Below are 13,278 nucleotides of genomic sequence, written 5' to 3' on the forward strand. Positions count from 1 at the left end.
ATATACAGCCAATGTTATGTCCACATGTCGGATTTGTTGTTTGAAATCCTGCCAAAATGCTTTTTGGCTGTGTCCACTTCTTGGGGTTCATTTTATGAAGGAGTGCACCGTACAGAGAGGTCGCGTAGAATGTGTGCGGTGCGAAAAAAGTAAAAAGTACCGTACGGATGGCATGCTTATGATATGTACGGTGCGAAATGCGAAAAAGTTACCGTACGGAAGGCAAGTTTATGAATTGTACGGTACAAAAAGTGAAAAAGTCACCGTACAGGCGGTATGTTTATGATACGTACGGTGTGAAAAGCGAAAGAGACACCGTACGAGCGGCAAGTTTATAAGCTGTACGGTGTACTTTATATCTTGCAAGGTTTTGATTATTCTTAAAGATGTGCTATTATATGTGATGAAAATTTCATAAAAGCGGAAGGTGTCCGCAGTTCCTTTATGTATGGGGTGAGAAGATTTACTGTTATTATTTCATATTTAGGAAGAGGACTGTGGGTGAAAAGGGAAGCAGGTGTAAGTCCTGCACGAACTCGTCACCGTGATTCGAGATTTTTTTACAAGTTTCGATCAGCCGGGAGACCTGCCTGTCGCTGTACATGGGATACCCAAGCCACGAGGAACTGGTTGTACGAAGATGTGGTTTGCTGTAGAACGCAGCAAATTGGATTCTTTTGCGCATTTTTACATCGTATGAACTATCAGCTCGTGCTTCGGCACGGGCTTTTTTCTTGGGAGAATTAGTGTGGAAGTTTCACATAAAAGATTAGGATGTAAAAAGATTGTACAGTAGTTGCAAAGGCAAGGATGTAAAAGCTTGTACATCTTGCCGTGATAACTACTACATGGCGCTTTTTCACCTTTCTTCACAGGCTTTCGTAATCATATATTTTCACGGAGGACTATTATGAAAAAGAAAACACTTGCATTATTACTTGCAACAGCATTGTGTGTATCAATGTTTGCAGGATGCGGCAAGGCACAGACTGAGGCACCTGCTGACGGAGCGTCTGCAGAAGTGTCATCTGAAGCGGCGGATGCGGCATCTTCAGAAGCTTCAGATGCAGAAGCGGCAGACGGAGAACTTGCAGACGGAGTCTACACAGCTTCTTTTAACACAGACAGCTCAATGTTCCATGTAAATGAAGCAAATGACGGAAAAGGAACACTTACCGTTAAAGACGGTAAGATGACAATCCATGTATCGCTTGCATCAAAGAATATTGTAAATCTTTTCTGCGGAACTGCAGAGGATGCACAGAAGGACGGAGCAGAGCTTCTTCAGCCAACTAACGATACTGTAACTTACGAAGACGGAACAACAGAAGAAGTCAATGGATTTGATATTCCTGTTCCCGCACTTGATGAGGAATTTGACGTGGCTCTTATAGGAACAAAAGAAAAATGGTATGACCATAAGGTATCTGTTTCTGACGTTAAGCCTGAGGCATCAGAGGAAGATCAGGCAGCTGCTGAAAATGTTGCAAAGCTGATCGATGCTATCTATGTTCAGGAGCGTACGGATAAGACTGATGAACAGTGCGCTGAAGCAAAGAAGGCTTGGGATGCACTTACAGATACTCAGAAAGATCTAGTAGAAGGAGAGGATGCAGATCCTGATTACTTTGGAAGAGATACAGGTGATGCGTCTAAGGACGATGCACTCAACGCTGATAAGATCGGTGACAAGGAAATCCTTGTAGTCAGCTTCGGAACATCTTTTAACGACAGCAGAGCTGAGGATATCGGCGGAATCGAGAAGGCACTCGCTACAGCTTATAAGGACTATGCTGTAAGAAGAGCTTTCACTGCACAGATCATTATCAACCACGTTCTTGCAAGAGATAATGAAGCAATCGATAACGTTGATCAGGCGCTTGAGAGAGCAGTAAATAACGGCGTAAAAGAGCTTATTGTTCAGCCCACACACCTTATGCACGGTGCAGAGTATGACGAGCTTATGGATGCGCTTAAGAAATATGAGAGCAAATTTACTAAGGTAGCAGTGGCAGAGCCTCTTCTCGGTGAAGTTGGAAAAGATGCTTCGGTTATCAATAAGGATAAAGAAACCGTAGCAAAGGCAGTTGTTGCAGAAGCGGTTAAGACAGCAAAGTTTGACAGCATCGAAGCTGCTGATAAGGACGGCACAGCATTTGTTCTTATGGGACATGGGACATCACACACAGCAAATGTAACTTACAGCCAGATGCAGACACAGATGGATAAGCTTGGATACAAGAATGTATTCATCGGAACGGTAGAAGGCGAGCCTGAAGAGACTGAGCTTAGCAAGGTTATTGAGAAGGTTAAGGCAGCTGGATATAAGAAAGTAGTTCTTCGTCCCCTTATGGTTGTTGCGGGAGATCACGCAAACAACGATATGGCAGGCGATGATGCAGATTCTTGGAAGAGCGGATTCGAGGCATCGGGTGCATTTGAAAAGATTGATTGCCAGATCAGCGGTCTCGGAAGAATTGCAGATGTACAGAAACTCTATGTTGAGCACACAGGTGCGGTTATCAAATAAATAAAAACCACAATGAACAGAAATAAAAATAAACCGGTAAATTACATAAAGAGCATTTTGATTCTTTTGTTTTTTGCCATGAGTGTAATCGGATGCGGCAGTATTTCAGATGGGGAATATGCCGCATCTGTTACTCTTACGGGAGGAAGCGGAAGAGCAACTGTAGAAAGCCCTTGCACTGTAACTGCCCAAAAAGGCAAACTTACGGCAAGGATTGTTTGGAGCAGTCCAAATTACGACTACATGATCGTAGACGGGCAAAGATATGATAAAGTAAATACTGAAGGGAATTCTGAATTTGAGATTCCTGTGATTCTTGATAAGGCAATGGACGTGCAGGCTGATACCACAGCTATGAGTAAGCCTTATCTTATTGATTATACGTTTATTTTTTCAGTTTCTGATTCCAAAGATGATTCAAATATCGAAGAAGAATCTGCAAAAGAAACGAAAGTAAAGCTTAAAACAGAATCTGAACTTGAAAAACCACCTGTGATAGCAGGTCTTACATATGAATCAACCGATGATAACAACTTCGCAAAGTGCTACAGGATACACAGATATTCAGGCGGCTACGCGGTTATAAGTATAGATGACGGAAGAAATTATCTTATAGTACCTGACGGAAAAGAAATCCCGAAAGTAGAAGAAAAAGATATGAAAATCTTACAGCAGCCGCTTGATAAGATTTATCTTGCCGCATCGGGAGCAATGTGTCAGTTTGATACGATAGGAGCTACAGAGAATATCGCCCTTTCAGGTATTGAGCGTGACGACTGGTACATAGATTCTGCCGTAAAGATGATGGATGAAGGAAAACTTAAATACGGCGGGAAGTACAGCGCGCCAAATTATGAGATGATGGTGTCCGATGACATCGAGCTTGCGATTGAATCGACTATGATACTTCATTCTCCTAAAGTCATTGAGAAACTTGAACAGCTCGAAATACCTGTTTTTATTGATAAATCGAGTTATGAGCAGGACCCGCTCGGAAGATGCGAGTGGATAAAGATATACGGTCTTTTGACGGGAAAAGAAAAAGAGGCGGAGCAGGCTTTTGCAGAGCAGATTGTAAAAGTTACATCGCTTGATGATATTGATTTTTCGGGCAAAACAGTATCTTTTTTCTCCGTGAATTCTGAACATCTGATATTTACGAGAGGGAAAGACGACTATTTTGCAAAGATGGTTGAAAAGGCAGGTGGCGTCTATGTTGCTCCGCCACAAACCGGCAAAGAAGGTAATTCGTCATATCTTAGCGTAAGTACTGAGGCATATTATGACTATGCAAGAGATGTTGATATTCTCATATATAATGCGGCGATAGAGGATGCGCCCGCAGATCTTGCCGAACTTAAGCAAACCGATGTGATCTTTAATGATATGAAAGCAGTAAATAACGGCGATGTCTGGTATACAGACAAATCACTGTATCAGTTTGCAAATAAAACCGGTGATATAATAAGTGACCTCGGAGGGGTGCTCTCAGGTAAAAGCGATGATACGGGATTTTTTCATAAGCTTAAATAGTCATGACATCTTAAATGAAATTACAGAAATCCGCACCTGCTGCGGATTTCGTGAGAATATGATTCAGGTGGCAAATAGGCCCTGCGACGAAGTCGCTTTGAATGGCCTGTTTGCAAGCATCTTGAATCTTTGATTCAAGATGTCATGACATCTTAAATGAAATTACAGCAGTATTAAAATGAGGAAAACAGATGGAAATTAAGCACATTCTTCCTTCCGATATAGAAAAAACAAGTCTTGGCATAATCAGAAAAGAACTTGCCGAGATGGGAAAAACACTTCCCGAGGATACTGAAGCGACGGTCGTTCGCGTGATTCATACCACGGCAGATTTTGAGTACGCGGATACCATGATGTTCTCGGACGGCGCGGTGGAAAAGGGGCTTGAGGCCATTAAGAATGGCGCACACATTGTGACCGATACAAATATGGCACTTTCGGGAATCAGCAAAAAGACTCTCGCAAGATTCGGCGGAGAAGTTCATTGCTTTATGGCTGATGAGGAAGTTGCAAAGGAAGCCAAAGAGCGAAATGTCACAAGAGCTTATATCAGCATGGAAAAGGCGGCAAAGCTCGCAGTTCCTATAATTTACGCGATTGGAAATGCTCCGACGGCACTTATCAAGCTAAAAGAACTCATGGATGAGGGCTACAGGCCGGAACTTATAATAGGCGTTCCGGTCGGTTTTGTAAACGTTGTTGAGGCAAAAGAACTTATAATAAATAATGACAAAGACGTTCCTTATATAGTTAACAGAGGACGTAAGGGCGGAAGCGGTGTTGCGGCGGCGATATGCAATTCGCTTTTGTATAAATTGTATCGTTGACGCTGTTTTTGTCATATGGACGAGTGTGTTGTTTTGATCATCTATAATCAGATTGTGCAGTATACGGGGGTAAATTCTGTTTATTTACAACTGTGACAGAGCATCGGAGGAAAATAGGCATATGGAACTAAGGAGCGGCTTTACGACGGGGAGCTGTGCGGCGGCAGCGGCAAAGGCTGCGCTCATGATGCTGCTGGACTCGGTTGAGGTTTCGAAGGTGGAAGTAGAGGCAGATTCGAATGTCGGACAGGTTGGAGACAACAAAGTCAAAGATATCGAATATGTGAACATAATGACTCCGAAGGGTATACCGTTCTATGCGGAGATAGTTAATGTCATTCGCGATGATAGCGGCAAAAAAGTGACCTGCTCCGTGATAAAGGACGGCGGAGACGATCCGGATGTCACTACGGGAGCTTATATTGAAGTCAGCGTTAGAATTGTAGACGAACCCGGAATTGTGATTGATGGCGGAAAAGGCGTCGGGCGTGTTACTAAGCCGGGGCTTGACAGGGCAATCGGCGAAGCTGCGATAAATTCTGTTCCGAGGAAGATGATAGCAGAAAATCTTAATGAAGTTCTTAAGGAAAGAAATGCAGAGAATACCGGTCTTGAAGTTATAGTAAGCGTCCCCGGCGGCGAGATAATTGCTGAAAAGACCTTCAATCCAAAGCTTGGGATAGTCGGAGGAATATCGATTCTTGGGACAACCGGCATAGTTGAGCCCATGAGCGAAAAGGCCATAGTGGATACGATAAGAACCGAAGTTAAAGTAAGAAAAGCCGAAGGACGACAGGTTCTTTTGGCTGCGCCCGGTAATTACGGAATAACTTTCCTTAGCGAGAAGTGCGGGATAGATAAAGACATCGCCGTAATGACTTCAAACTTTGTCCATGACGCCGTAATGATAGCGAAGGAAGAGGGCTTTTCCGAGATGATATTTGCGGGACATATCGGAAAACTTGTTAAGGTTGCAGGTGGCATAAAAAATACCCATTCTAAGTACGGTGACCACAGGATGGAGATACTTACGGATATCGTGAGTTCTTTTGCACGGGATAAAGAATTTGAAGGGTTAAAAGAAAAGCTCTCAGAATGTGTTATGACGGATGAAGCTGTCAGGATCATAACAGAGGCGGGGCTTGCGGACAAGGTATTCCCCAAAATGGCGGAACTTATAAAAGAAAATATGGAAAAATGGGCAGAGGGAACGCTTAAAGTTGAGGTGATAGTTTTTTCTAACGAATACACGGAACTTGTAAGTACCGTAAATGCCCATGAATACTTGGAAAGGACAACTTAATGGTACATTTTGTCGGAGCGGGACCCGGAGCTGTCGACCTTATAACGGTCAGGGGAAAAGAACTTTTGGAAAAAGCGGACGTCATAATATATGCGGGATCACTTGTAAATCCTGAGCTTCTTAAGTATGCAAAAGACGGCTGTGAGATACATGACAGCGCAAAGCTTGATCTTGAACAGGTCATAGAAATAGTAAAGAAAGCTGAAGAAGAGGGAAAGATGACGGTGAGACTTCATACGGGGGATCCCAGCATCTATGGCGCTATCAGAGAACAGATGGATGAGCTTGATAAGCTTGGTTTTGAGTATGATGTGACGCCGGGGGTCAGCTCTTTTTGCGGGGCTGCGGCAGCTCTTAATATGGAGTACACTTTGCCCGGCGTAACGCAGAGTGTCATCATCACCAGGATGGAAAAGAGAACTCCCGTGCCGGAGAGAGAGTCCGTAGAGGAACTTTCAAAACACGGGGCAACGATGGTTTTCTTTTTATCAGCGGGAGATACCGAGGCTCTGAGCAGGAGACTTACGGAGGCGGGAGTGGCAAAAGATACTCCTGCGGCGATTGTATATAAGGCAACCTGGGATGATGAGAAGAAGTTCATTACGGATGTTGAGAATCTTCCGAAGGTTGCGGCGGAAAACGGTATAAATAAAACGGCGCTTATCATAGTCGGAAACAGCGTTAAACAGGCGGATTATGAGAAATCAAAGCTGTATTCGCCTGATTTTACTACGGGCTTTAGAAAAGGCAGAAATATAAATGACTAAGAACGGAAATAAAAGAGTGGCAGTGGTTTTTGCGCTGCTGATTGTTCTTTTGGTCTCAGCTTTTTTTGCAAATATTATTATCGGAAATGTCAGGATAAGTCTTGATGAAGTGATGAGGATATTGTTTGCGGGCGGAGGAGGCATTAAGAACAGGAATATAATAGCAAGTATCAGGCTTCCCAGGACTGTAATGACGCTTGTTCTTGGAGGTGCTCTTGCGGTATCCGGATTTCTTTTGCAGACATATTTCGCCAACCCGATCGCAGGCCCGTACATTCTGGGGATTTCGTCGGGAGCAAAGATGGCGGTTGCGATGAGCCTGATATTCATAACATCGGGAACGGGTTATACATCGAATCTGATGCTTGTGATGACTGCTTTTATCGGAGCGATGGCGGCTACGGGATTTATCATTCTTATTTCCAAGAGAGTACGGAACATGGCGGCGCTTCTTGCGGCTGGAATAATGATAGGCTACATATGCAGCGCTGTGACGGATTTTCTTGTCACTTTTGCGGAAGATTCGGATATTGTCAATCTTCACAGCTGGTCGCAGGGAAGCTTTTCAGGAGCATCGATGAGTGCGGCTTGGTTTTCTGCGGTGATTGTGGCAATTGTTCTTGTGGCGGTCATGCTTATGAGCAAAGTGCTTGATGCGTTCAGACTTGGAGAAGTTTACGCTGCGAGCGTTGGAATAAATGTGAAGCTGTGCAGAGTGCTCCTTATCGTGCTTTCAAGTGTTCTGTCGGCGTGTGTTACGGCATTTGTGGGGCCTGTTTCGTTTATCGGAATTGCTGTGCCTTTCCTTATGAGAGAGGTTCTGAAGTCGTCGAAGCCGATAATTCTGATTCCGGCGTCTTTCCTGTCGGGAGCGGTTTTTTGCATGATAAGCGACCTTCTTGCGAGGATGCTCTTTGCTCCGACTGAGATAAATATTTCCGCGGTGACTTCACTTTTTGGAGCGCCAATCGTTATTTTCATGATAATAAAAAGAGGTAAAGCCAAGTGAAGATAGAGCATTTATCAGCGGGGTATCGCGGGAAAGCAGTTGTTCCCGAGGTTAGCCTTGATATAAAAAAAGGAGAGATCATCTCCTTTATAGGACCGAACGGTGCGGGGAAGTCCACTCTTTTAAAGACTCTTTACAGGGATCTTTCGCCTGTTGCGGGAGCGGTATTTGTTGACGGCGGTGATGTATCTAAGATGCCGCTTAAAGAGCTTGCAAGGAAAATGTCCATAGTTACGACGGACAGGATAAAGCCTGAGCACATGACTTGCAGAGAAGTTGTGATGGCGGGGCGTCTTCCTTATACGGACGGGTTCGGCGTTCTTGGAAAAGAGGACAGACAGGCCGCGGAAGATGCGATAGCTCTTATGAAAATAGAAGGTTTTGCGGACAAGCAGTTTAGTAACTTAAGCGACGGGCAGAAGCAGCGGACGCTTATTGCAAGGGCGATAGCGCAGTCTCCCGAGTATCTTGTCATGGATGAGCCTACATCTTATCTGGACATCAGATACAGGATGGAACTTATGGAAGTGCTGGAAGTGCTTGCGAAAAAGGGCGTTACGATAGTTATGTCGATTCATGAACTCGAACTTGCGGTTTCTGTTTCGGACAGGCTTCTTCTTGTCTATGACGATGGAAAGACGCTGTGCAAGACGCCTTCCGAAGTTATGGAAGAGGGGCTTATCAGGGATTTGTTTTCACTTACGGATGAAATGTATGAAAAGATTTATGGCAAAGGCAGAATATAAGAATTATAAGGTTATAAGTTTTACTTCAAAGGGAAAAGAGCTTGCGGAAAGAGTGCTTTTCCTTGTTTCGGGTGGAGAGTTTGAACGAGGCTGTGATGACAGTGGACTTGGCAAAGGAGAACGATATAAGAAAAGTTTTGGCAGAGAAAACGCTGTCGTAAAAGGCATAGATGATGGCTTTACATTAGATGGCTTTGTCAAAGAAAACTTTCATCGGGGAAATGTTCTCATATTCATAGGCGCTGCCGGAATCGCGGTAAGGGCGATAGCGCCTTATATTGAAGATAAAACGAAGGATCCTGCTGTGATTGTTATAGATGAAGCGGGAAAGAATGTGATACCTCTTTTGTCCGGACATATTGGAGGCGGTGTGAGAGAGGCAAAGCGGATTGCGGAGCTTCTTGGTGCGAATTTCGTTGTGACTACGGCATCTGACGTTTCCGGAGAATTTGCGGTGGATGTTTTTGCGTCCGAGAACGGATTTGCCATTTCTGATATGAAGAAGGCTAAAGAGTTTACGGCAAGGCTTCTTGAGGAGAAAGAGGCTGTGTATGAGGTGGATGCTGAAATTGCGGGTATGCCTTTTTATGATGTTGATTCGGGATATGCGAATGTAGTCAGTCAATTGGCGGATGGATATAGCTGTGGTAGTTGTGCTAAATATGCTGATAATGAGGCAAATGAAGATTGCATAGATGCTGAAAATGCAGTGGGTAAGAGCTTTGAGAAAGAGAATGATTTTGTAAGAAACAAAGCTTTTTTTACAATTTCTTTTCGCAAGGATAAGTCTGAAAGCGGTGTGCTCAATTTGATTCCTAAGTGCATTGTGATCGGCGTCGGCTGCAAGAAGGGGACGCCTTATGAGAAGTTGCTGGCTTTTGTTGAGGATAAGCTTTCGGAGCACAATATTGATAAGAGAGCTGTCGGTGTGCTTGCTTCCGTGGATATCAAGAAAGAGGAAGAAGGACTGATTCGTGTGGCTAAAGAACTTGAGGCTGAGTTTAAGGTTTTTTCTTCGGATGTATTGATGGCGCAGGAGGGCGAGTTTACGGCTTCTGAGTTTGTAAAGAGTATAACGGGAGCGGATAATGTCTGTGAGAGAGCAGTAGCGGCCTGTGGTTGCAAGAAGATTCTCGTTACGAAAGAAAGCTTTGCCGGGATGACTTTTGCGGCAGGTGTGATGGAAAATAGCAAGGTAATGTCTCATGGCACGGAGTGTGACAGAAGTGCAGAGAGTGTTGATATGGATTTTGCATGCGGTGGCGAAGAGACTGCAAGTGATAGAAGAGGCGGAAAAGTCTCGGTTGTCGGTATCGGTCCCGGAAATTATGAGAATATGACGATTAGGGCGGTACAGACGCTTAAGGCGTGCGATGTGATCGCCGGATATACCGTTTACTGCGATCTTGTCAGACCTTTTTTTCCTGATAAAGAATATATCTCAACGCCAATGATGGGTGAGGAAAAGAGAGTTAAACTTGCTTATGAGAAGGCAGCAGAAGGCAAGAAGGTTGCGCTTGTGTGCAGCGGAGATGCCGGAGTTTACGGAATGGCAGGGCTTTGCTATGAAGAGGCGGTGAATTTTGATAATGTTGATACGGAAGTGGTTCCGGGAGTTACGGCTGCAATCAGTGGTGCGGCGCTTCTTGGTGCACCGCTTATACATGATTTTTGCCTGATAAGCATGAGCGACAGGCTTACACCGATGGAGCTGATCGAAAAGAGGCTTCGTGCTGCGGCGTGGGCAGATATGGTCGTTGTCATCTACAATCCCGAGAGTAAGGGAAGGAAGGGATATCTAGCCCATGCCTGCGAGATACTGATGGAGAATCTGCCACCCGAGCGGGTTTGCGGAATTGCGGGAAACATCGGAAGAGACGGCGAATATTGTAAGGTTATGACTTTGGGTGAATTAAAAGGTGCTGAGGTGGATATGTTCTCGACGATTTTTATCGGGAATTCTTCAACAAGGGATATTGCCGAGCACATGGTTACTTTAAGAGGATACAGAAGTGAGAGATAAGGTTCTTATTTTCGGAGGAACAACTGAAGGAAGAGAGCTTGCGGCTGCGCTTTCTGCGGCGGGTGTACAGCACTTGGTGAGTGTTGCGACTGATTATGGCAAGGAAATTGAGGATTCTTTTGGAGAGAAAAATGTCATTGTCGGAAGAAAGAACGCGGATGAAATGGCGGAACTTATGGCTACCGAGGGCTTTACTGTGTGCGTTGATGCTACGCATCCTTTTGCGACGCTTGTTTCTGCTGAGATTAAGAAAGCATGTGAAAAGACCGGGATTATGTATTTAAGGCTCCTTAGAGATACAGGAGCGAAGATTGAGCTTATGACTGCTTCCAACGAATGTGGTTTTGATAAAGAAATTGAGAGTAATTGTCGAAAGCGCATAATGTTATGCAATGCGGATGTGGTTAATGAGAGTATTCAGATTGTGACTTGTGATTCGGTCATGAGTGCGGCAAAGGAACTTGAAAAGATAAGCGGCAACATTCTTCTTTTAACGGGAAGTAAAGATCTTAAGACAATCATGGCTGAGATTTCCGATAAAACAAGAGTGTACGCAAGAGTCCTTCCGAATATCGAGAGTATCACAAAGTGCGAAGAAGCGGGGCTTCGCGGAAAGCAGATAATCGCTATGCAGGGGCCTTTTTCCAAAGATATGAATGTTGCACTTATAAATGAGATTTGCGCTTCTGTAATTCTTACGAAGGAGAGCGGCGCTACGGGCGGGCTTGATGAGAAGCTTCTTGCGGCGAGTGAGTGCGGGATTAAGGTTGTTATGATAGAGAGTCCCGAGAGCAGACTTGATGGCTCCGGATGCGATGTGGGTGCATCTGTAAAAGGGTACAGTCTGCCGGAAGTACTGGAAAAGCTTGGAGTTGACAAGAAGCGTGTTAAATCCGGCGAGATCGTCAAAGAGAGTAACAGCTTAAATGAAGTTAAGGATGATATAGGAAAGAACATCATACTTGCGGGAATCGGCCCGGGTGATGCGAGATATTACACGAGAGAGCTTGAAACTGCACTTGAGAACGCGGATGTGATTTTTGGAGCGAAGAGCATCCTTGAAAGAGTTGATAAGAGCAGGATTAAAGCTGAATTTGTTCCTCTTTATATGGGAAAAGATATCCTTGAGTTTTTGAATGAATCTCCAAACTACAAGAATCCGCTGGCTCTTTTCTCGGGAGATATAAGCCTTTGCAGCGGTGCAAAGAATGCGGCGATGGTTTTTGAAGGCGCAGGATATGGAGTTCATAAGATATCAGGGATTTCTTCGGTGGCTCTTTTTGCAAACAGATTGGGACTTGGGCTGGAAGACTGCAGTATAGTGAGCGCTCATGGAAGAGAGTGCAATGCTGCGGGATATATTGCGGAAAATAAGAGACTTATCATCCTACCTTCAAGCTGTGCGCATGCGGGCGAGATTGCGAGAACTGCGTTTGCGATAGCGAAAATAAATGATTATGGCAGGAACGATAGCGTAAAAGCTGAAGATTTCGGCGGATGCGGAGATCTTAGAATTGTGATCGGATATGAACTGGGAACAGCTCTGGAGCGGATTTTAGAAGTATCGGAAAATGAGCTTGGAGATAATCTTTTTTCACGTGAAGAGAAAGGAAAATGCCTTTTGTATATAGAGAATGAGCGCGCGGGCGAAACGCCTGTAATAAGAGGAATACCAGACGATGAGTTCATCAGAGGCAAGACTCCGATGACCAAAGAGGAGATAAGGGCGATATCTATCAGAAAGCTGGGACTTTCTGCGGATTCCGTGCTCTATGATATCGGCGCGGGGACAGGTTCCGTATCTGTCGAAGCAGCTCTTTTGCACCCTGATATCAAAGTCTGTGCGATAGAGCGAAACGACGAGGCGGTTGAACTTATCAAGAAGAACAAAGAGAAGTTCTGTGCGGATAATATTACTGTGATAAAGGGCGAAGCTTCAGAGGTGCTTGAAAAAATGGCAGAGAATACCTGTATTTCAGCTTTTACATATGAATGTTCCGGCAGTGTGGTTGAAGGAGAGCTGCTTGTCCCTACACATGCGTTCATCGGCGGAAGCGGCGGAAATATGCGGGTTATCATTGAGATTCTGAAGAAGATGAATGAGAATATTCGAATTGTGATAAACTGTGTCACACTCGAGACACTTACGGAAGTTCTTACCGTTATTAAAGAGGGAGAATTTGCAGAGCCTGACATTGTTCAAGTCAGCGCAAGCAGATATAGGAAAGTTGGCGAATATCACATGGCCGATGCAATCAATCCGGTGTATATAGTGACAATATAATCAAGATAATGTGTTATAAGAGATAAAGAAAAATATATATTTGCAAATGGCTCGATAGAGAGGACGATGGCAATGAGCCTGAGGTATAAGCCGCCTTGCACGAAATGGCATAGAAAAAGCTAGGAGTTGCAGCTCCTAGCTTTTTTGTGTTAGCTTGTTAAGATAAATTATCTCGTTTCTTTGCCTAGTTCTATTATAACAAAGAATTCTTAATAGTCAAATCATAGGATGGTTAAGAAGTAGGATAGTTGCGGCA

General features: G+C 44.3%; 9 protein-coding genes, 1 pseudogene and 1 riboswitch. All 10 genes and pseudogenes read left to right on the forward strand.

From position 1 onward, the window contains the following. Window positions 1–474 precede the first annotated feature (474 nt). A riboswitch (cobalamin riboswitch) is annotated at window positions 475–609 on the forward strand. A gap of 781 nt (window positions 610–1,390) precedes the next feature. The 10 genes and pseudogenes from G628_RS16935 to cbiT all read left to right on the forward strand — a co-directional run bounded on the left by G628_RS16935 (window position 1,391) and on the right by cbiT (window position 13,022). After that, window positions 1,391–2,530, forward strand: a complete 1,140-nt coding sequence (locus G628_RS16935; protein WP_420354239.1) for a sirohydrochlorin cobaltochelatase — start codon at window positions 1,391–1,393, stop codon at window positions 2,528–2,530. Between the two features lie 12 nt (window positions 2,531–2,542). After that, window positions 2,543–4,063, forward strand: a complete 1,521-nt coding sequence (locus G628_RS16940) for an ABC transporter substrate-binding protein (protein ID WP_051199121.1) — start codon at window positions 2,543–2,545, stop codon at window positions 4,061–4,063. Between the two features lie 191 nt (window positions 4,064–4,254). Continuing rightward, a complete protein-coding gene (locus G628_RS0109025; protein WP_027208976.1) occupies window positions 4,255–4,890 on the forward strand; it encodes a precorrin-8X methylmutase in 636 nt (211 codons plus the stop codon). A gap of 121 nt (window positions 4,891–5,011) precedes the next feature. Next, window positions 5,012–6,193 (forward strand): cobalt-precorrin-5B (C(1))-methyltransferase CbiD, encoded by a 1,182-nt coding sequence (cbiD, locus tag G628_RS16945; RefSeq protein WP_034500761.1) that lies wholly within the window; start codon window positions 5,012–5,014, stop codon window positions 6,191–6,193. After that, window positions 6,193–6,960 carry a precorrin-4 C(11)-methyltransferase gene (gene cobM / locus G628_RS0109035; protein WP_026655406.1) on the forward strand — a complete coding sequence of 256 codons (768 nt, stop codon included), beginning with the start codon at window positions 6,193–6,195 and terminating at the stop codon, window positions 6,958–6,960. The genes cbiD and cobM overlap by 1 nt, the downstream gene beginning before the upstream one ends. After that, window positions 6,953–7,969, forward strand: coding sequence for a FecCD family ABC transporter permease (locus tag G628_RS0109040; RefSeq protein ID WP_027208977.1), 1,017 nt, complete (start codon window positions 6,953–6,955; stop codon window positions 7,967–7,969). Before cobM ends, G628_RS0109040 begins: the two co-directional genes overlap by 8 nt. After that, a complete protein-coding gene (locus G628_RS16950) occupies window positions 7,966–8,715 on the forward strand; it encodes an ABC transporter ATP-binding protein (RefSeq protein ID WP_051199122.1) in 750 nt (249 codons plus the stop codon). The genes G628_RS0109040 and G628_RS16950 overlap by 4 nt, the downstream gene beginning before the upstream one ends. Further along, window positions 8,696–9,877: pseudogene (locus tag G628_RS19340) on the forward strand (cobalt-precorrin 5A hydrolase); the annotation flags it as partial. The gene G628_RS16950 and the pseudogene G628_RS19340, both read left to right, overlap by 20 nt. 81 nt (window positions 9,878–9,958) lie before the next feature. After that, entirely contained in the window at window positions 9,959–10,738 is a 780-nt protein-coding gene (gene cobJ, locus G628_RS19345) for a precorrin-3B C(17)-methyltransferase (protein WP_051199127.1), read from the forward strand. Next, entirely contained in the window at window positions 10,728–13,022 is a 2,295-nt protein-coding gene (gene cbiT, locus G628_RS0109055) for a precorrin-6Y C5,15-methyltransferase (decarboxylating) subunit CbiT (RefSeq protein ID WP_027208979.1), read from the forward strand. The genes cobJ and cbiT overlap by 11 nt, the downstream gene beginning before the upstream one ends. Window positions 13,023–13,278: the final 256 nt, after the last annotated feature.

The sequence above is a fragment of the Butyrivibrio hungatei NK4A153 genome (genome assembly GCF_000424465.1).
Lineage (GTDB): Bacteria > Bacillota > Clostridia > Lachnospirales > Lachnospiraceae > Butyrivibrio > Butyrivibrio hungatei_A.